This window comes from Fodinicola feengrottensis, from assembly GCF_039530045.1.
GTDB lineage: Bacteria > Actinomycetota > Actinomycetes > Mycobacteriales > HKI-0501 > Fodinicola > Fodinicola feengrottensis.
Map to the genome: position 1 here is coordinate 201394 of NZ_BAAANY010000019.1, position 19900 is coordinate 221293.

Annotated in this window: 15 protein-coding genes and 1 pseudogene; 6 read left to right on the forward strand and 10 right to left on the reverse strand. The window is 67.2% G+C overall.

Annotated elements, in window-relative coordinates; all coding sequences use genetic code 11:
* Nucleotides 1-13 precede the first annotated feature (13 nt).
* Nucleotides 14-1111: a polyprenyl synthetase family protein gene (locus tag ABD301_RS23890; RefSeq protein WP_344312709.1), complete on the forward strand. Its 1098-nt coding sequence runs from the start codon at nt 14-16 to the stop codon at nt 1109-1111.
* Here the strand turns inward: ABD301_RS23890 and nirD are convergent.
* Both nirD and nirB read right to left on the reverse strand, forming a co-directional pair.
* Nucleotides 1108-1467, reverse strand: a complete 360-nt coding sequence (gene nirD, locus ABD301_RS23895) for a nitrite reductase small subunit NirD (RefSeq protein ID WP_163569229.1) — start codon at nt 1465-1467, stop codon at nt 1108-1110. The two genes, ABD301_RS23890 and nirD, sit on opposite strands and share 4 nt — an antisense overlap.
* A 28-nt stretch (nt 1468-1495) precedes the next feature.
* Nucleotides 1496-4039 carry a nitrite reductase large subunit NirB gene (gene nirB / locus ABD301_RS23900; RefSeq protein ID WP_344312712.1) on the reverse strand — a complete coding sequence of 848 codons (2544 nt, stop codon included), beginning with the start codon at nt 4037-4039 and terminating at the stop codon, nt 1496-1498.
* A gap of 163 nt (nt 4040-4202) precedes the next feature.
* On the opposite strand from nirB, the gene ABD301_RS23905 reads away from it, so the two are divergent.
* The 3 genes from ABD301_RS23905 (at nt 4203) to helR (ending at nt 9171) form a co-directional block, all read left to right on the forward strand.
* A complete protein-coding gene (locus ABD301_RS23905; protein WP_344312713.1) occupies nt 4203-5366 on the forward strand; it encodes a uroporphyrinogen-III synthase in 1164 nt (387 codons plus the stop codon).
* Nucleotides 5367-5453: 87 nt separating this feature from the next.
* The gene (locus ABD301_RS23910) at nt 5454-6824 is read left to right on the forward strand and encodes a nitrate/nitrite transporter (protein WP_344312714.1); all 1371 of its coding nucleotides are present in this window, start codon (nt 5454-5456) and stop codon (nt 6822-6824) included.
* Between the two features lie 205 nt (nt 6825-7029).
* Nucleotides 7030-9171, forward strand: coding sequence for an RNA polymerase recycling motor ATPase HelR (gene helR, locus ABD301_RS23915; RefSeq protein ID WP_344312739.1), 2142 nt, complete (start codon nt 7030-7032; stop codon nt 9169-9171).
* A gap of 379 nt (nt 9172-9550) precedes the next feature.
* On the opposite strand, the gene ABD301_RS23920 is transcribed toward helR, so the two are convergent.
* Nucleotides 9551-11428 (reverse strand): bifunctional metallophosphatase/5'-nucleotidase, encoded by a 1878-nt coding sequence (locus tag ABD301_RS23920; RefSeq protein ID WP_344312715.1) that lies wholly within the window; start codon nt 11426-11428, stop codon nt 9551-9553.
* Between the two features lie 187 nt (nt 11429-11615).
* Here ABD301_RS23920 and ABD301_RS23930 point away from each other — a divergent pair.
* Nucleotides 11616-12541 (forward strand): annotated as a pseudogene (locus ABD301_RS23930) (permease).
* A complete protein-coding gene (locus ABD301_RS23935) occupies nt 12538-13227 on the forward strand; it encodes a TIGR03943 family putative permease subunit (protein WP_344312719.1) in 690 nt (229 codons plus the stop codon). The pseudogene ABD301_RS23930 and the gene ABD301_RS23935 overlap by 4 nt, the downstream one beginning before the upstream one ends.
* Before the next feature lie 40 nt (nt 13228-13267).
* Here the strand turns inward: ABD301_RS23935 and ABD301_RS23940 are convergent, their stop codons facing one another.
* From ABD301_RS23940 to ABD301_RS23970, 7 genes are all read right to left on the reverse strand, one after another.
* Entirely contained in the window at nt 13268-14482 is a 1215-nt protein-coding gene (locus ABD301_RS23940; RefSeq protein ID WP_344312720.1) for a threonine synthase, read from the reverse strand.
* Nucleotides 14483-14606: 124 nt separating this feature from the next.
* Nucleotides 14607-16415, reverse strand: coding sequence for a hypothetical protein (locus tag ABD301_RS23945; protein WP_344312722.1), 1809 nt, complete (start codon nt 16413-16415; stop codon nt 14607-14609).
* Nucleotides 16400-17149, reverse strand: a complete 750-nt coding sequence (locus ABD301_RS23950; protein WP_344312740.1) for an ABC transporter ATP-binding protein — start codon at nt 17147-17149, stop codon at nt 16400-16402. Before ABD301_RS23950 ends, ABD301_RS23945 begins: the two co-directional genes overlap by 16 nt.
* Nucleotides 17150-17168: 19 nt before the next feature.
* Nucleotides 17169-17783, reverse strand: coding sequence for a TetR/AcrR family transcriptional regulator (locus tag ABD301_RS23955; RefSeq protein ID WP_163569236.1), 615 nt, complete (start codon nt 17781-17783; stop codon nt 17169-17171).
* Nucleotides 17784-17957: 174 nt separating this feature from the next.
* Nucleotides 17958-18653 carry a flavoprotein gene (locus ABD301_RS23960; RefSeq protein WP_344312741.1) on the reverse strand — a complete coding sequence of 232 codons (696 nt, stop codon included), beginning with the start codon at nt 18651-18653 and terminating at the stop codon, nt 17958-17960.
* Nucleotides 18654-18870: 217 nt separating this feature from the next.
* A complete protein-coding gene (locus ABD301_RS23965; RefSeq protein ID WP_163569238.1) occupies nt 18871-19308 on the reverse strand; it encodes a barstar family protein in 438 nt (145 codons plus the stop codon).
* Nucleotides 19305-19706, reverse strand: coding sequence for a guanyl-specific ribonuclease (locus tag ABD301_RS23970; protein ID WP_163569239.1), 402 nt, complete (start codon nt 19704-19706; stop codon nt 19305-19307). Before ABD301_RS23970 ends, ABD301_RS23965 begins: the two co-directional genes overlap by 4 nt.
* Between the last annotated feature and the right edge of the window lie 194 nt (nt 19707-19900).

Sequence of the window (19900 nt, forward strand, 5' to 3'; positions counted from 1 at the left end):
ACAGGAGGCATTTGTGCCCAGCGCAGAGGCCGACGTGGCGGCGCCCGACCAGGTGCGGCTGCGGGAGCGGGTGACCAGCGCACTGCGGTCCTTTTTGACCGCTCGCGAGGGCGAGCTGGTCGAGATCGGCCCCGAGTTCCAGCCGTTCTCGGACGCCCTCACGTCTTTCCTTCTCAATGGGGGGAAACGGCTGCGACCAGCGTTCGCATACTGGGGGTGGCGGGGCGCCGGCGGCACCGACCAGGCGACAGATCTGGACGCGATCGCGGCCGCGGTGGCGTCGTTGGAGCTGGTCCAGGCATCCGCGCTCATCCACGACGATCTGATGGACGGCTCGGACACCCGGCGCGGCCAGCCGGCCATCCACCGCCGCTTCGAGCGGCTGCACCGAGAGTCCGGTTGGCAGGGTGCTTCAGACGGCTTCGGCGCCGGCTCGGCGATCTTGCTCGGCGACCTCAGTCTTGCCTGGGCTGACCAGATGTTGTTCGCTTCCGGGCTGCCGGCACACGCCCTGACCAGGGCGAAGCCGATCTACGACATGATGCGTACGGAACTGATGGCCGGCCAGTATCTGGACCTGCTCGGTCACGTCCGCGGCGAATTTTCGGTGGCATGGTCGCTGCGGGTGGCTCGGGAGAAGAGCGCGCGCTACACGATTGAGCGGCCGTTGCACCTCGGCGCGGCCCTCGCCGGCGGCGGCCCGGCGCTGGTCGAGAGCTATTCCGCGTACGGGCTGCCGCTGGGCGAGGCCTTCCAGCTCCGCGACGACGTGCTGGGCGTCTTCGGCGACCCGGCTGTCACCGGCAAGCCGGCCGGCGACGACCTGCGCGAAGGCAAACGCACGGTGCTGGTCGCCCTCACCATGGAGCGCGCCTCCGCCGCCCAGGCCGACACCGTCCGATCCCGGCTCGGCGACGCGGCCCTCGACGACAACGGCGTGGCCGTCCTGCGAGACATCATCACCGAAACCGGCGCCCTCGCCGAGACCGAGCGGATGATCGCGACTCGGACAGCCCAAGCCGTACGGGCGCTCGAGGCCGCTCACCTCCCCGCCGAAGCCGCGGCCGCCCTTCTCGAACTTTCCGCCGCGGCCACCGCCCGCACCGTCTAACTGACGTCGAGTTGGACGCTTTCGCCGACGAGGCGGACTGGGTAGGTCGGCACTGAGATCGAGTCGTCGTCGAGGCACTGCCCGGTGTCGAGGTCGAAACGTTGTTTGTGCATCGGCGAGGCGACGGTGTTGACCGAGTTGGCGGTGCCGCTGGTGCCCACGATGCCGCGGGACAGCACGTACGCGCCGGAGCACGGGTCGAGGTTGTCGAGCGCGCGCAGGGAACCGTTGGCGAGCCGGAAGACCGCGACCTGGACGCCGTCGACGAGGGCCGCGGCGCCGCGTTCGGGCAGCAGGTCGTGGTATTCGCAGACCTCGACCCAGTGTTCGAGTACCAGCTCGGTGGCGGCGGTCATCGTTCCTCCCCAGGGGAAAAGCGGGTCATCAGGAAACCACCTTCAGCCGCGGGCCGCCGATCAGCGGAGCCTCGCCGGGCTGCGGTGGGCGGATCTGGTCCCGTTCGGTGACGAAGGTGATGCTCGGGTCGGGCGTGCCGGGTGCGTTCACGAAAGAGGTAAAGCGGCGGAGTTTCTCCGGATCTTCAAGGACACTGCGCCATTCGTCGCGGTACGAGCCGACGTGCCGCTGCATCGCCGCGTCCAGTTCGGCGCAGATGCCCAACCGGTCGTCGACAATGACCTCACGGAGATAGCCCATTCCACCTTCCAACGATTCCAGCCACGGCGCTGTCCTTTGTAGACGGTCAGCAGTCCTAATGTAGAACATCAGAAATCGGTCGATAAAGGTGACCAGGGTGTCAGTGTCCAGGTCGGTCGCGAAGAGCTCCGCGTGTCGCGGGGTGAAGCCGCCGTTGCCGCCCAGATAGAGGTTCCAGCCGGTTTCGGTGGCGATAATGCCGAAATCCTTGCCGCGGGCCTCCGCGCATTCTCGCGCGCAGCCGCTCACCCCGGCCTTGAGCTTGTGCGGCGAACGCAGGCCGCGATAACGCAGCTCCAACATCACCGCGAGCGAGGTGGAGTCCTGTACGCCGAATCGGCACCAGGTTTGGCCGACGCACGATTTGACCGTACGAAGGGCTTTCCCGTACGCGTGACCGGATTCCATGCCGGCGTCGACCAGTCGCCGCCAGATCGCCGGCAGTTGCTCGACCCGGGCACCGAACAGGTCGATTCGCTGGCCACCGGTGATTTTGGTGTAGAGGTTGAAGTCCTTGGCGACCTGCGCGATCGCCAGCAGCTTGTCCGGGGTGACCTCGCCGCCGGGCAGTCGGGGCACCACCGAATAGGTGCCGTTGCGTTGCAGGTTCGCGAGGAAGTGGTCGTTGGTGTCCTGCAGGGCGGCCTGCTCGCCACTGTGAATATGACCGTTGCCCAGCGACGCGAGAATCGACGCCACCGCCGGCTTGCAGATGTCACAGCCACGGCCGTTGCCGTATTCCGCGATGAGCGCCGAAAAAGTGGTGATCTGGCGGACCCGTACGAGGGCGAAAAGCTCCGCCCGGCTGTACGCGAAGTGCTCGCACAACGCCGTACTCATCTCGACGCCGGCCTTACTCAACTCGGCGCCGAGGAGCTTTTTGAGCAACGGTACGCAACTGCCGCAACCGGTGCCGGCTTTCGTGCAAGCCTTGATCCCGCCCACGTCCACGATCGCCTGCTCGTGGATCGCCGCGCAGATGTCGCCCTTGGTCACGTTGTGGCAGCTGCACACCTGGGCCGCCGCCGACAGCTCCACCGAGCCAGCTTCGCCGTTCCCGGAAGGAAGAATCAGCAGCGCGGGCTCGGCTGGCAAGGCCTGGTCGCTGCCGGCGAGGGCACGCAGGGTCGGGTACGCCGACGCGTCCCCCACCAGAATGCCGCCCAGCAACCGCTTCGCGTCGTCGGTGACGACGAGTTTGCCGTAGCGGCCGGACACCGGATCGGAATAGACGAGCTCCAAAGCTCCTTCGACGGCACCAAAAGCGTCCCCGAAACTCGCCACATCGACGCCCAGCAATTTCAGTTTCGTCGAGGTGTCCGCACCGGGAAAAGTCGCCTCGCGGCCAACCAACTGAGCGGCCACCGTCTCGGCCATCGCGTAACCCGGCGCCACCAGCCCGTACACCCGGCCGGCGAGCTGCGCGCATTCCCCGACAGCGAAGACGTTCGGGTCGCTGGTGAGGCACTGGTCGTCGACGACCACCCCACCGCGCTCCCCCACCGTGAGGCCGCATTCTCTGGCCAACTCGTCCCTCGGCCGTACGCCGGCGGAAAACACCACCAGGTCGGCGGCCAGCTCGGTGCCGTCGGCGAAAGCCAGCCCACGTACGCGGACATCGTCATCGACCAGAACGCTTGCGGTCTGACTGGAAAGACGCAGCCGGACGCCCAGACTTTCCACGTGCCGGCGCAACATCTGTCCGCCGGCCTCGTCGACCTGTTGCGGCATCAGCCATCCGGCCATCTCCACCACATGCGTTTCCAGGCCCAGCGACCGCAACGCATTGGCCGCCTCCAGGCCCAGCAGCCCGCCGCCGACCACCGCACCGACGCGCCGGTCCGCCGCGTAAGCGCGGATCGCGTCGAGGTCGTCGATCGTGCGGTAGACGAACGCACCGGCAGCATCCCGGCCGTCGATCGGCGGTACGAACGGCCGCGAGCCGGTGGCGAGTACCAGCACGTCGTACGGGACGTTGCGGCCGGACCCGGTGACGACCAGCTGGGCCTGCCGGTCGACGCTGACCGCGACCTCGCCCAGCAGCAGCTCAGCCGACCCGGTGGCGCCGATCGGCAGCGTCAGGCTGTCCGGGTCGCCGCTGGCGAAGTAGCCGGACAGATTGACCCGGTCGTACGCCGGCCGGTTCTCCTCGCCCAGCACCGTCACGGCCCAGTCCGACCGCTCGCCGAGCGCGTCCACCAGCCGGTGCGCGACCATCCCGTACCCGACGACGACGAGCCGGCGCGACGATGAGGTGCGGAGGGGGGCCATGTCGACCCACTTTCCCGGACCGATGTAACACCGCTGGTTCCGCTTTGTTGCGGCCCCGGTACCGGAAACTCACGCGGTGACGACGGTCACCGTGATGCCCGCGTTACACGCGCGTAGCAAGACCGCAAAGGGCCACTAACCAGCGTGCCGGACTATCGGCCTAATGGCGCATCCCGACAGCTCGACCGCAGCGCGCGACCTGCCCCCGCTGGCCGGCTTCACGGTGGGGGTCACCGCCGCGCGTCGCCGCGAGGAACTCACCTCGCTGCTGACCCGCCGGGGGGCCACCGTGATCGAGGCACCGGCGGTGAAGATCGTGCCGCTGGCCGACGACACCGCGTTGTGGCAGGCCACCCAGGCCTGCCTGACCGGGCCGCTGGACTACGTGGTGGCGTCCACCGGGATCGGGTTCCGCAGCTGGCTGGAGGCCGCCGACGGCTGGGGCGTACGAGCTGACCTGCGGGAACGGATCAGCCAAGCGCGGTTGTACGCGCGGGGACCCAAGGCGGTCGGCGCGATGCGGTCGATCGGGCTGGCGGACGTGTGGTCGCCGCCGTCGGAGTCGTCGGCGGACATGCTGACGCGGCTGCTGGCCGAGCCGCTGGCCGGCCGCCGCGTCGTCGTACAGGAGCATGGCGCGCCGATGCCCGACTTCACGTCCGCGCTGCGGGCCGCCGGCGCCGAGGTCATCTGTGTACGCGTCTATCGCTGGGCGCCGCCGGACGATGTCGCGCCGCTGCGCAAGCTCGCCCAGGCCGTCGCGTCGGCCAGCATCGACGCGATCACTTTCACCAGCGCGCCAGCGGTGTTGACGCTGTTGGACGTGGCCGCCGACAGCGGTCACCTGGACGGCATGCTGGCGGGCCTGCGCGGTCCCGTCGCGGCGGCCTGCGTCGGCCCGATCTGCGCCGGGCCGCTGCGTGAGCACGGCGTCGAGTGCGTGATCCCCGAGCGGTCCCGGCTGGGCGCGCTGGTACGAGTGCTGACCGACCAGCTGAGCACAGAACGGACGCGACTCGTCCGTACGTCCAACCACGAGCTGCGGATCCGCGGCAGCGCGGTGGTGGTGGACGGCGTACCAGTGCGGCTGTCGCAGCGCTCGGCGGCCGTGCTGCGTGCGTTGGCGGTCGACCCCGGCCGCGTCCTCACTCGTGCGGAACTGCTGACCCGGGCCTGGCCGGACAGTCCGGGTGAGGAACACGCGGTGGAGACCACCATCGGGCGGCTGCGGGAGGCGCTCGGGCCGGCCGGCGCCGCTATTCAGACGGTCATCAAACGCGGCTATCGGCTCGCCGGTCATTCTCACAGCGTGAATTCGGGGCCGTGAACGGAATTTATTCACCCTGACACCTGGATTTACGTCCGGGCAAATTGATGATTCTAGCTTTAGCGGCACCCGCTCTAGGAGGTTTTCATGAGTATCGCCGCGCAGACCGCGCCGGACGCCGGACGGTCCCGGCTCGGTGGTCGCTGGATCGAGCACTGGACACCGGAGGACCCGGATTTCTGGAAGAACATCGGCGCCAAGGTCGCCAACCGCAACCTGTGGTTCTCGATCCTGACCGAACACATCGGCTTCTCGATCTGGTCGCTGTGGTCGGTGATGGTGCTTTTCATGGGACCGAAATACGGTTTGAGCGTCGCGGACAAGTTCTACCTGGTTTCCACCCCGACGCTGGTCGGCGCGATCCTGCGGCTGCCGTACACGCTCGCGGTGGCCCGGTTCGGCGGCCGGAACTGGACCATCATCAGCGCCGGATTGTTGTTGATCCCGACCATTCTTTGCGCCATCGTGCTGCGGCCCGGGGTGTCGTTCAGCACCCTGCTGATCGTGGCCGCGGTGGCCGGGGTCGGCGGCGGGAACTTCGCCTCCTCCATGACCAATATCAATGCCTTCTACCCCGAGCAGAAGAAAGGCTGGGCGCTTGGCCTGAACGCCGGCGGCGGCAACCTCGGAGTGGCGGCCATCCAGCTTCTCAGCCTGGGCGTCATCGCCTGGAGTGGCACGACCAGCCCGCACATCATCCTGTACGTCTACATTCCGCTGATCGTGGTCGCGGCCGTCTGCGCCGCGCTCTTCATGGACAATCTCTCGTCCGTACGCAATGACACCAAAGCACTGAAAGAAGCCGCTTCCGATCCGCAGACCTGGATCATGTCCTTTCTCTATATCGGCACCTTCGGCTCGTTCATCGGATACAGCTTCGCTTTTGGCCTGGTGCTGCAAAACCAGTTCGGTCGTACGCCCCTGCAGGCCGCCGGCATCACGTTCCTCGGCCCGCTGGTCGGCTCGTTGATCCGGCCGGTCGGCGGCCGGCTGGCCGATCGGCTCGGCGGCGCGAAGGTGACGCTGTGGAATTTCCTCGCGATGGCCGTCAGTGTCGTGGTGATCGTCGGGGCCTCGGAAATGAAGTCGCTGCCGGCTTTCACTGTCGGCTTCCTTGCGCTGTTCTTCTTCTCCGGCCTCGGAAACGGCTCCACGTACAAGATGATCCCGGCGATTTTCCGGGCCAAGGCGTTGACCCGCGAGGAATCCGGCGACCAGTTGTTGTGGGCCCGGCGAATGTCCGGCGCGGTGATCGGCATCGCCGGCGCGGTCGGCGCGCTCGGCGGCCTCTTCATCAACCTGGCCTTCCGACAGTCGTTTCTGACCGCCAAGAGCGGCATGCCGGCCTTCGTCGCCTTCCTGGCCTTCTACCTGATCTGCATCGCCGTCACCTATTTCGCGTACGTCCGGCAGCCCTCGACCACAACGACCACGGAGCCACTCTTCGCCAAAATCTGACCAAACAGAGTCGAGCCCCCGTAGCAACTGCTACGGGGGCTCTTCCGTACGCGGAGGGAGGAAAAATCACTCCCCCTCCATTTCTAACGTATATCGCACGGGGGGGCTTGCGGCAAGACCCCGGTCGTGCCGCAGAATCGTCCATCGAGGCCACCGCCAGCGGCGGCTTCTCTCGAAATGCACTCTCAGATCGGAGCGTAGTCCCCTGACCACCAGCACGTTTGAGCTTCCCGACACCCTCGCCGCCAAGGCCGACCCGGCGCTGATCGGCGACGACGACCAGCATTTCGCGGCCATCGCGGCGAGCATCGAACAGTCCATCGCCGAGCTGGCCGAACTCCTCGCCACCGAGTTGAAGGCACCCGGTGGCGCCGGTCAGCAGGCGATGGACCGGGACCTGGAGATCCGCCGGCTAGGCGCTCGGCTGCGTACTCTGCGGCGCTTCGGCCAGGACCTGTGCCTGGGCCACATCGTCAGCGCGGAGCATCCCGACCCCGTCTACATCGGCCGGCTCGGCATCACCGACACCACCGGTCGCCGGCTGCTGCTCGACTGGCGTACGCCCGCCGCCGAACCGTTCTTCGGCGCGACCCACGCCCACCCGATGGGGCTGGTCAGCCGCCGCCGGTATCGCTGGACCCGCGGCCGGATCACCGACTACTGGGACGAGGTGTTCACCCCCGAAGGGCTCGACGGACACCGCGTCTCGCTGGACGACCAGTCCGCTTTCATCGCCAGCCTCGGCCGCAACCGATCAGCCCAGATGCAGGACGTGTTGGGCACCATCCAGGCCGACCAGGACGCGATCATCCGGGCCGGCTCCAGCGGCGCGCTGGTGGTCGACGGCGGCCCTGGTACGGGCAAGACCGTGGTCGCCCTGCACCGCACGGCATACCTGCTCTACTCCGACCCGCGCCTTGGACACCGCCGCGGTGGCGTGCTGTTCGTCGGTCCGCACCAGCCCTACCTCGCGTACGTCTCGGACGTGCTGCCCAGCCTCGGCGAGGAGGGCGTACAGACCTGCACCCTGCGTGACCTCGTCACCGAAGGTGCCACCGCGGCAGTCGAGACCGACCCGCACGTGGCCCGGCTGAAGTCGTCCGCGGACCTGGTGAAGGCGATCGAGGCGGCCGTCGCGTTCTACGAGGAGCCGCCCACCGAGGGACTCGCGGTCTCCGTCGACGGCGTCAAGATGCAGCTGACCATCCGGGACTGGGCCGAGGCGTTCCAAGCACCCGATCCGGGCACCGCACACAACGACGCCCGCGCGCAGATTCTGGAGGTGCTGGTCTCGATCCTTATGGACAAGTACAAGGGCGATGCCTCCGAGGACCAGCTCCGGAAGTCGCTGACCCGCAACAGGGAGTTGCTGACGACTCTGAACGGCGCCTGGCCGATGCTCGAGGCGGCTGACCTCGTCGGTGACTTGTTCTCCGTACGGGCCTACCTGCGCAAATGCGCTCCCTGGCTCAGCCCCGAGGACGTACAAGCGCTGCAGCGCCCGGATCCGCGGGCGTGGACGGAGTCCGACCTGCCGCTGCTGGACGCGGCCCGGCAGCGGCTCGGCGACCCGGCGGCGGCCCGGCGGGCGATCTGGCGCAAGGCCGAGCTCGCCGCCGAACGCGAGCGGATGTCCCTCGTCCTGGACGACCTGATCGGCTCCGACGATGACGGCGAGGGCGCACTCACCATGCTCCGCGGCGACGACGCGAAGAACACGCTGGTCAACGAGACGATCCTGGCCGTCGCCGACCCAGACGTACTGGCCGGCCCGTTCGCGCACGTCGTGGTGGACGAGGCCCAGGAACTGACCGATGCCCAGTGGCAGATGCTGCTGCTGCGCTGCCCGTCCGGGAGCTTCACCATCGTCGGGGACCGTGCCCAGGCACGGCACGGATTCTTGGAGTCTTGGGAGGAACGGCTCAACCGGATCGGGCTCGTGCGAATCAAGATGGCGTCGCTGAGCGTCAACTACCGAACGCCGGAAGAGGTGATGGCCGCTGCCGAACCGGTCATCCGGGCCGTACTCCCCGACGCCAACGTGCCGACCTCGATCCGCAGCAACGGTCTCCCGGTCGTCCATGGAGCCGTCTCGGAACTGGACGCGGTCCTGGCCACCTGGTTCGCCGCGCACTCCGAAGGGATCGCCTGCGTTATCGGCGATCCCACCTTTGAGGCGACCTCGCGCGTACGGTCGCTCACCCCGGAGCTGTCGAAGGGCCTCGAATTCGACCTCGTCGTCCTCATCGACCCGGAGTCGTTCGGCGACGGCGTCGAAGGAGCGGTGGACCGCTATGTCGCGATGACCCGCGCGACGCAGCAGCTCGTTATCCTCACCAGCTCCTGACGATTTCGAATGCTGCTGCTCGCCGGTTCTTGTCCACGAGCAGCAGCATTCTCTGCGGCACGCCGCCGCCTGTGCCCGCGCCCAGGGTTGGACAAAGTCCCGCACTCGGCGCCCAGTGCGGACCAGAGTCCCGCGCTCGCCGACGGCACCCGACAGAGCCGGCTCAGCAACCACCGCACGCAGCGGGTTGAACGCGCGCTTATCTCGCGCGCGCGTTCACTTACGTAATGAAAACCCGCCACCCACCCCCCACCCTTCTGAAAGGGCGGGGGCTCAAAATGTCACCTCAGTACGACAGTTTCGCGCCGCACCCTATGTAGCGGCGGTTGAGAGGTCGAAGGTGATCCGGTGGATCGACCCGATCACGGGGTTCGAGGTCTTATGCGTGAATCCGGGTGAGCGCCGGCACCGGGACGCCGGTGTCGCCGGCGGCGGTGAGGTATCCAGCGAAGGCGTCGATGTCCTGCGCGCCGCCCAGCGGGGAGGTGCCCTCGTTGAACACGGTGAACCCGTCGCCGCCGAACGCGAGGAAGTTGTTCATCGTCACTCGTACGCTGCTGGTCGGCGTCAGCACTTGGCCACCGATCCGGATTTCCCCGATCTTGCCGGCACAAGTGGTCGCTGACGGGATCGACTGGTACGAGATCGTCGACGAGATCTGCAGGGTTTTGGACGTGAGCTGACCGCCGCAACCAACGAACTGCTGCTCCAGCACGCGGTGCACCATGTCACCGGTCATCGTCTTGGTGACCAGGCTGTTTCCGAACGGCTGCACGGTAAACGCCTGGCCGTACGTGATGGTGCCACCGGGCAGGTCCGCCCGTACGCCGCCGGGATTCATGAACGCGGCTTGCGCGGCGCCCTTGTCCGGTGCCGAGGTCGCGGCCAGTTGGGCGTCCGCGATCACGTCCCCGAGCGTGGTTTCGCCCAGCGTGGTGGGAGTGCGGGTCAGATCGCCCTGCGTCTTGCCGATGATCCGGTTGGCCAGCGGCGCGGACGCGTCCACATACTGCTTCACGATCGACGCGACCTTCGGGTCGGCCTTGGACGGGTCGTCCTGCCGTACGACGCCGGCGCCGGGGGTGTTGAGCGCGTTCTGCACCACCGAGTTGGTCGCGTCCGCGGACACCAGCTGCCCGCTGAAGTTGTCGACTTTCAGGGTCAGGTCGCTCAGGATCCGGCCGTACGAGGCGGCGCTGGTGATCAGCCTGGTGACGCCGTTCGTGGTGATCGTGCAGCGATATTCGGCGTGCGTGTGACCGGAGATGATCACCTTGATGGACGGGTCCAGTCGCTGCGCGATCTTCTCGATGTCACTGCCGGCGAGGTTGCCCGCGCAGCCGTTCGGGCCGGTGACCGTACCGGTCTGGTAGCCACCCTGGTGAATGACCAGCACCGGCACGTGGACACCCTTGCGGGCCAGCTCGCGGGCGGCCTTGTTCGCCGCGTCCGCCTCGTCGACAAACGTCAGACCCGCGACGCCGCTCGGGGTGACGATGGTCGGCGTCGACTGCAGCACCTCACCGATGAAACCCACCGAAACCGGGATTCCCAGCGTGGAGGGGAAACGTTTGATCCCGTACGCCGGGAAAAGCGGCTTTTTGGTCGCGTTGTTGATGACGTTCGCGGCCAGATACTGGAAATCCGCGCCCGGGTAGGTGTTGGTCGACCGCGGCTTGCCACCGGGATAACGCGGTGGCAACGCGTACGGCGCGGCCGTGCAGGCGGTCGCGCCGCAGCCGCCATTCTGGATGCGAAGCAACTCGTCCTTGCCCTTGTCGAACTCGTGGTTCCCGACCGAGGAAAAGTCCACATTCATGAAGTTGGTGACGACAGTTGCCGGTTCTTCCCGGAAAAGACCATTCACCAGTGGGCTGGCGCCAATGTTGTCGCCGGCCAGCACAGTGGCCTGGCGCGCGCCGTACTGACGCTGCTTGGCCTCCACCGCTTTGGCCAGATATGCGGCGCCGCCGGCAAATTGGCCGTAAATGGTGAGACCGGTCGGTTCGAGGTTGCCGTGGAAGTCGTTCCAGGACAGCAGATGCACGTCGGTCGTACGGCCGGGCCAGCCGTGACCCCAGGTGACCGACACTTTGTCGGAAAGCGTGTTGGCGCCGGAAATGCTGACCGCGTCAGCGGGTTTGGCCGTCGAAACGGCCAGCGGTGCGGCGATGACCGCGCTCACCGCCGCGACAATCAGGCCCGCGCGGGCGATCCGGGAACGCAGGATGGCAACGATGACGATCTCCCTCAACAAAGGCTAACTGTCCAGGCCGTGACCAGGCGCTAGCGTACGCGTGCGAGGGGCTTTGGCGGCGGGTTTTGGCCGGGAAGCCGACATGAAATCTTGGCGACCGGGGGCTGCCTGCCGATTGACGGTTTATGCAGCTAGATTGCCCGCTGTGGGAAATGTCTTTTCAGCGGTGGCCCGGCGGCGGTCCGAGTTGGGGCTCGTACTCGTCGCTGTGGTGGTCGTCGCGGCGGTGCTCTCGCGGCCGGCGTTGACCGGTTTGCTGGCTCAGCCGGCGGCGGCGAACTGGGCGACCGTCTTCGTCGCGATCGCGATCCAGGCGCTGCCGTTTCTGGTTCTGGGAGTGACGATCAGCGCCACCATCGCGACCTTCGTGCCGCCGACCGCGATCGCCCGACTGCTGCCCAAGCGGACGGCCCTGGCCGTGCCAGCGGCGGCGCGCTGCCGGGCTGCGAGTGCGGCTCGGTGCCGGTGGCGGCCCGGCTGGTCGCGGCCGGGGTGACGCCAGCGGCCGCGTTGGCCTTTCTGCTGTCGGCGCCGGCCATCAACCCGGTCGTGCTGGTCGCGACCGCGGTCGCCTTCCCGCGCAACCCCGAAATGGTCGCCGCCCGGCTGATGGCGAGCCTCGCGACCTCGGTCGTGGTCGGGTTGTTGTGGATGGCGCTGGGCCGCGACGAGTGGCTGGCCAAACTGCGTTCCCGGCCGGCCTCGCACGGCTCGAAGGTGGCCGTTTTCTTGAGCACCGCGCAGCACGATTTCCTGCAGGCCGGCGGATTCCTGATTATCGGCGCGGCCGCGGCGGCGACAATGCAGACCGTACTTCCCAAGCAACTCGTCAACAATGTCGCCGGATCGGGACTGCTGTCCGTACTCGCGCTGGCGGTCCTCGCGGTTTTACTGTGCCTGTGCTCGGAAGCCGACGCGTTCGTGGCCGCCGGCCTGACCCAGTTCTCGCTGACCGCGCGGTTGGCTTTCCTGGTGATCGGGCCGATGGTCGACCTGAAACTTTTCGCCCTGCAGGCCGGCACTTTCGGGCCGCGGTTCGCGTGGCGGTTCTCGGCCACCACCTTTGTTGTCGGCATCGCTTGTGCGGGCCTGATCGGATGGTGGCTGCTGTGAGTGAGGACGTACGAGCGACGACTGTCTTGTTGGTCGGGGCGATGCTCATAAAGCTGTTCATCACCGACGCGTACGCTCGCTATGTCCGCGTCGGGATGGGCTGGTGGCTGCTGGTCGCCGGGATCCTGCTGGTCGCGCTCGGTTTGGCCAGTGTCGTACGCGTGCTGCGCCCGGCGACGCTGACAGTGCATGACGACGATCACAACCACTCGCTGCGCATTGGCTGGCTGCTGCTTGCGCCAGTGGTCGCGCTGCTGCTGGTCACCCCGCCGTCGTTGGGCAGTTTTGGCGTCGACCGCAATGCGGCCGTCTCGGTCACTTCCGGTGGGCGCACCTTCAGCACGCTGCCGGCCGGGCCGCCGGTCACCATGACCTTGCTGGAATACGGCGAGCGGGTGGCGGACCAGCACGGCGCGAGTTTCGGCTCAGTTTCGGTGCGGCTGACGGGATTCGTGGTCGACGCGGGTGATTCCGCCGGGTTCCGGATCGCCCGCTACCAAATCGCGTGCTGCGCGGCCGACGCGGTCGCCTCGGTCGTACGCGTCACCGGCGCGCCCGGCGACCGCCCGGCCCGCGACCAGTGGGTCACCATTGTCGGCGGATTCCAGCGCTCCGCCGACGACATGCCGCAAATCGCGGTCACCGGCGTCACGCCCATCTCCGCGCCGCCGGACCCGTACGAATAGCTCTTTTGGTCTTACGAGGTCAGCACGAAAGTGAGCGTGGTTACGGTATCCGGCCGTCGACCGGAAGAGTGGGCACGTCGACTGTCACCGTGCCGGGGTATTTCAGGCCACTGCCGGTGTTGAGAACGACGACGTTTTCGTCCTCGGCCAGCCAGTTGGACGCGCGTAGCTGTTCCACGGCCGCGAAACAGGCCGCGCCTTCCGGGCAGACGAATGCGCCCTCGGCGCGGGCCACCGCGGCCTGCGCGGCGAGCAACTCCTCGTCGGTGACCGCGATCGCGGTGCCATTGGTGGCTCGTACGGCAGCCAACACCAGGAAATCGCCCAGCGCCTTGGGCACGGTGATGCCGAAGGCAATGGTGTAAGCGTCTGGAAAAGCGGTGCTCTCGGCCTTCCCGGCGTGGAATGCCTCGACGATCGGCGCGCAGCCGGTCGACTGGACCGCGACCAACCGCGGCAAGTCACCGGTCAGCCAGCCCAGCTCACGCATTTCCAGCAGCGCCTTGTAAATTCCGATGATCCCCACACCCCCGCCGGTGGGATAGAGGATCACGTCCGGCGTCCGCCAGCCGAGTTGCTCGACGATCTCGTAGCCCATCGTCTTCTTGCCCTCGATGCGATAGGGCTCCTTCAGGGTGGACACGTCCTGGTAGCCGCCCCGGCCGGCGACCGCGGCGGCAATCAGTTTTCCGGCGTCGCCAATCAAGCCGTCCACCAGATAGAGTTCGGCGCCGGAGACGACACATTCCGTACGAGTGATTTCCGGTGCGTCCACCGGCATCGCGATCAGGCTGCGAATGCCTGCGCGAGCCGCATAGATCGACCAGGCCGCACCGGCGTTTCCGTTGGTCGGCATGGCAATGCCAGTGACACCCAGCTCGGCGGCCCGAGACACTCCGACGGCCGCTCCGCGGGCTTTGAAGGCACCGGTGGGAATCAGGCCCTCGTCCTTCATCTTCAGCCCCGGCACACCCACCTGTTTCCCGTACGCGGGCAAGTCAAGCAGCGGAGTCATGCCCTCGCCGAGAGTCACGACATTTCCGGCTTCCCGTACCGGCAACACCTCGTGATATCGCCACAGATCCGGGCCGCGACCCGCTATCTCCTCGCGAGTGACCGTGCTGGCGACGCGCTCCAAGTCGTAACGCGCGAGCAGCGGCGCACCCACTTCCGATGTGCCCTGCACAACATCGGCGTCATACGTTTTGGACGTACGCGAACATTCCAGGTGCGACAGCGACGAATAAGCCCGCATGGCCCTCCTTCTTCTCTCGTACGTCCACCGCAACCCAGCAACATCGCCACCCCGGCGCCGATCACGATTGGTGCGGTGTCGCTCTTTGTTCAAGGCACAGCCAGCCTACTGATCAACCACAAGGTCACCGGGATTTGGCATTCCGGCGTGCCCAGGTCGCGTACGCGGCTCCGGCGATCAAAGCGGTGCCCACCAACAGGAATGTCGACGCGAACGGGAGTTGCAGTGGTGCCGGCAGGTAGAGCGGGACATACCAGAACCGGCCGTTAGTGCCGGCGCCCCGGGCGATGGAGACCAGCGGGAGCAGGCCCTGGCACAGGCCGAAGAATCCGCCGCTCAGCCAGAGAAAAATCAGCCGATGGCGCGGCTCCTGGGCGGCGACCTTTGGGGCGGCGGCCGGCGTGATTCCCTTGCGCAGCCGGGTCAACAGCTCCGGACCGCGGCGGCGCAGCTGCCCGGTCGCGAACAGGCCGCCGATCCATGCCAGCAGCGTGCCGGTGAGGACTCCGACGCCCGCTCCAGCCCAGCTCAACGCGCCGGAATGGGTAAGCGAGCCGGCCAAAACCGTTCCGAGAGCAGGCAGTGCGCTCACCACGGCAAGGTAGAGCAGCACCTGGGCCTGGACGATCTGACCGCCGACCGAAGTGCCGGAGTCGGCCGGGTTCGTGGTCCGCCGGTGCGGGTCGGCCTTCACGATCGGGGCCGCCACTGAGAAAACCGCGAGCAGACCGGCGCCGCCGCCGAGCAGTGCGGGCAGCCCGGCCAGGACGTACGGGATCGTCCAGGCCTGCCGTGCGATCAGGCCGCCGACAATACTCAAGGAGACACCCAAAGATCCGGCCAGAACGACCCAGGCCACCTGCCGGCCACGCAGGTCGGTCCGTTCGGTGCCCGGGACCATCATGCCCAACCACAGCGCGGTCCCGTCGGCGCCGTACCAGTTTCCGGCCAGCATGGTCATGAACACCACCGCGAGCAGCCCTATAAAGGCGACCACGAAACCGGCATGCGCGACGGATGTCAGCAGACACACGAAAACACTGGTCCAGAACGCCATCCGCACGAGCCGGCCGCGGAGGGTGTCTCGCGCGTACGAGTGCAGTTCCTTCCCCACCACCGCGGCGAACCCGGAGCCCGCGGGCCGTCCGGCGTGTACGGCCAAACCTCTCGCCGACGGCGCCAGCGTACGGCGCAGCAGCCGGGCCCACCCGAAAAGCAGGCCGGCGGCCAGCACGACCAGGCCGCCCAGTGCGGAAATCGTGACGAGCACACCGCCATCCGCGGCACCGTCGACGGCGCTGGTCGCCCAGCCAGTGGGGAGCCAGTGCACCAGCAGAGCCAGCGGTCGTGGCCAGGGCTGGACGATCCGCGGGCCGAGAATGGAGAGCGCGAGCGGTCCGAGAATCATGAAAGACACCGCGAAACCCAGCACAGCCGCCGGGATCTCCCGGCCGGGACGGGTTTTCTCGATCTCGGCGATCCCGCCGCTGAGGAGTTTGGACAGCAGCACGACGACGGCCAGCTGCAGCAGCGCGGCCGGAATCGCGACCAACCCAGGACCAAAGCCCAGCCGGAAACCATGCAACACCAACGCGCCGAAGGCGGCCAACGTGACAACCGCCGGAACGCCAACGAAAGCCGCGCCGAACAAGCCGGTGGCGAGCCGGCGCATCGGGATCGGAAGCAGCGCGAAATACTGCGGGCGCAGCGAGGTGTCGCCGCCGGTGACCATCGGACCGACGATCCAGCCGACCGTCCACATCGCGAAAGCGAGGCACAGGACGTCGCCGGCCGCGTCTCGTGACCCGACGATCAAAGTCGCGCCAGCCAACACCAATCCGACAGTGGCACCGGCGATCGTGAGCGCCGAACGGCCACCGCCGTACGACCGGCGGAGCACATCGAGCTTCAGCCGGATCAGGACGCCAACCATGCCAACCCCTCCGTCCCACCAACCCGGGCGCCGACCAGGTCGACGAAAACCGCTTCGAGACTGCTCCCCTGCCGTATGTCCGCGAGCGTTCCGGCGGCTCGCACCCTGCCGTTCGCGATCACCGCGACCCGGTCACACAACTGCTCGACCAAGGCCATCACGTGACTGGAGAACACCACCGAACCGCCGGCGACGACAAATCGCCGCAGGATCGTCCGGATAGTGGAGGCCGAAACCGGATCGACCGCCTCGAACGGCTCGTCGAGCACCAGCAATCGGGGCGCATGCAGCAAAGCCACCGCGAGGCCGATCTTTTTCCGCATGCCGGTGGAATAGTCGAGCACCATGGTCGAGTGGGCGCGATCCAGCTCAAGGACCGCCAGCAGCTCGTCGGCGCGCGCGACCACTTCGTTTTTCGGCATTCCGCGGAGCAATCCGGTGTACGTCAACAGCTCACGGCCGGTCAACCGCTCCGGCAGCGCGAGCCCGTCCGGCAGCACCCCGATCCGGCTCTTCGCGGCCACCGGGTCGGACCACACGTCGTCCCCGAAAACCTCGGCGCGGCCCTCGTCCGGCCGCAGCAGCCCGACCGCCATTGACAACGCGGTGGTCTTGCCGGCGCCATTCGGCCCGACCAGGCCGAAAAACGACCCGGCCGGCACCTCCAGGTCCAGGTGGTCAACCGCGATGGTGGATCCGAAAGTCTTGTGTAGCCCAGAAAGGCGCAAGGCAATTGTCACGACATGTTTCCTCTCAGGCTTTGGTGGCGTGGTGGAAAAGATCGACCAGGTCGCGCGCGTACGCGCGGAGGTCCAGCTCTGGGTCGGCGATCAACTGCCCGCTGACGGCGTCCAGCGCGGCCCGGATGCTGGTGGCCATCACCCGGGTGGAAAAGGCCCGGAACTGGCCGTCTTTCTGGCCGCGCCGCAGAAACTCGTCCAATGTGCCGATCGCGCCGCTCGCGCCGGAGATGTCCGGCATCAGCGACCCGTTGGCGTCACGGGCGTTCGCGAGGATGTCTCCGAGCGCCAGCAGTTGTTCGCGGTGTGCCCCGACGAACCCGAGGTTTCCTTCGATGAAGCCGCGGATCTGGCCGAAAGCATCCGGCGCGGCCTCGATATACGGCCGCATATATGCCCGGGCATTGCCCACCACATACTCGGCGACCTGCTGGATCAGCTCGTCCTTGCCGGCAAAGTGATACGAGATGACGCCCTTGCTGATGCCGGCGCGCTGCGCGATCCGGGCCAGCGAGGTCTGCCCGTACCCCACCTCGGCGATGACCTCGACCGCGCAGCTGACGATCTGCGCGCGCCGAGCCTCCTCAATAAACGTCTTCTGGTCGACTGGCTTACTATCTGGCCGCATGGCCAAAGAGTAGCACAGACGGCCAGCGCGTCCAGGGGGTCTGCCCCGGACGCAGTGGGAGGTCGTATACCGAAGGTCGCCAATGGAGATTTCGCGAGGCACGGCCGCCAACTCATCCGGCCGGCCTTCACCAGGATCACCAAACCCGATGGGCACGTACGAGCGGCCGCCTGGTTAACCGCAGTCCGAATGCAGACCGTACGACTGCGGCCGGCGGGCGGCCATCACGCGGGTGAGTTCATCAGCGGCTCGGTGGAAGGGAAAACCTTCCGCGGCGTCGTCCTGGGCGGTGGACGACAGCGGCCCGACCGGCACTGGGCCGAGGCCGCTCGGGTCTGGCATCAAGACGCTGACCTGTTCTGCGTGTAGCGCTCTAACTGCTCGACGGTACGGCATTCGCGCCGCCATTCCAGGTGCCACGAAAGGCACCACGACGGTCGGTACGCGATCGCCGATCGCCTCCGCGAGGACGGTCAGCGCGTACGTGTCGGCAATCCCGGATGCGAGCTTACAGACGGTGTTGAAGGTGGCCGGCGCGACGATAATGCCGTCGGCGCGGGCCGATCGCGGCTCGGCCTCGCGGCGGTCCCGGCTGCGGATCGGGAACAGGGTGGCGGCCTCGATCCTTTCGACGTCCATGAAATCGATGCCGGCCGGGGTAGCGATCACCTGGATCTCCCAGCCACGGGCATGTCCGATGTCGACCAGACGGCCGATCCGACGAGCTGGTGGTGCGCCGCACACCACCAGCCGGACCGAGCTCATCGCCGGCCGCCGGCCGGGATGGCCCACCGCCGACGGTCCAATCCGACCACTGGAGAAATCGACGTTCTCATTACGCGATCCCCGTTCCCGTCCGCCCCGGTCCACTGTGGACAACAAGGTTCACCTGCGGCGATTGTGCCAGCATCCCGGCTGATTGCAATCGTTTTCCCGCATGCGGAAACGGCCGGAAACAATCACGGAAAAGGTATTCCGTGTGTGTCCCGCATGATCGGCTTACGGTTTTGGACGCTCAGTGAACAAACGCCCACGGCGCGCAACTCGCTGGCCAGAAACCATGCTCAGCACACATAAAAGGCTGCCCTTAGAGTAAAGGCAAGGAGTCCGCCGGGCCGTCGCCGCGCAACAAAATGTAGAGCGGCGGGACTCCGGCGCGTCCCGATCCGGACGCTTTTTCGGCCATCACCTCGCTGGCCGTCGTCCACGCCCGCGGATCATGTTTGGCCAGTACGCCAAAACGCTCCCACAGCAACACATGCGGGGTGTCCGACAGCCACGACAAGTCACCCAGGCAGTCGGCGAGCGCGTCCCAGTTCCGCCCGAACCAGGCCGGAAACTCCAGTACCCGCGCGCATTCGTCGAGAAAGGCCACCTTGTCTTCGGTGTGCACGCCTTCCAGGATGTGCAGTTGCCAGCCGATCGGTTCCAGCTCCCGGCTGATGGCGGCCGGGTGCGCACGGGATAACCACCTGTACATCCCCGGTGGTTTGCTTCCGTCCAGCAGCGTGGCCAGCCTCGTCATGACACGATCCTCCGGAACGACGCGTAATGGTCGTCGGTGTAATAGCGCTCGGCCGGCCCGCCGGCGATGATCCGCCGGGCACCGCGGTCTCGGGAACCCGGAGTGGGCACCGTGTACTCGTGGTAGTAGCCGTTCTTCTGCGCCGGCAGCAGGTGTTCCCGGTTGTTGAAGACCACCCCGTCCTGTTTGTACGGGAAGGGGCCGCCGGCATCGATGAGCCGCAACGTCCGCTGGGCCTGCACCGGCAACCGGGCGACCGAAATCGTCCCGCTGGCGTCAGCGGCCGGCCGAGCGGCTGGCCCGCTGGCCGGCCGGGTAGCTGGTGTCGCGCAGGAGACCAGCGCGAACAGGACAAGAACAGCGGCGAGCGACAGCCGCCAGGAAGCCCTCGCCAGCACTGGTAACCGACCGTCGTTTGCGGCATGACGGGACGACAGGACGCACCCCCTTCCCCCGAGCACCGACTGTGCCCGACCCCCCGGGACAAGCACTGAGTTTCGCTCCCCTGGCGCCGCGCGGCAACCTCAGGCGAGCAGAAATTTCCCAGCGGTTTCGCCCAGCTGCCCGCTGTTCCGACCGGCGGACCGGCATG

Excerpts from the sequence above, each read along its gene's own strand:
- nirD (WP_163569229.1), bottom strand. The coding sequence starts at position 1,467 with ATGACCGCCGCCACCGAGCTGGTACTCGAACACTGGGTCGAGGTCTGC.
- nirB (WP_344312712.1), bottom strand. The coding sequence starts at position 4,039 with ATGGCCCCCCTCCGCACCTCATCGTCGCGCCGGCTCGTCGTCGTCGGG.
- ABD301_RS23905 (WP_344312713.1), top strand. The coding sequence starts at position 4,203 with ATGGCGCATCCCGACAGCTCGACCGCAGCGCGCGACCTGCCCCCGCTG.
- ABD301_RS23910 (WP_344312714.1), top strand. The coding sequence starts at position 5,454 with ATGAGTATCGCCGCGCAGACCGCGCCGGACGCCGGACGGTCCCGGCTC.
- ABD301_RS23940 (WP_344312720.1), bottom strand. The coding sequence starts at position 14,482 with ATGCGGGCTTATTCGTCGCTGTCGCACCTGGAATGTTCGCGTACGTCC.
- ABD301_RS23945 (WP_344312722.1), bottom strand. The coding sequence starts at position 16,415 with ATGGTTGGCGTCCTGATCCGGCTGAAGCTCGATGTGCTCCGCCGGTCG.
- ABD301_RS23955 (WP_163569236.1), bottom strand. The coding sequence starts at position 17,783 with ATGCGGCCAGATAGTAAGCCAGTCGACCAGAAGACGTTTATTGAGGAG.
- ABD301_RS23965 (WP_163569238.1), bottom strand. The coding sequence starts at position 19,308 with ATGACGAGGCTGGCCACGCTGCTGGACGGAAGCAAACCACCGGGGATG.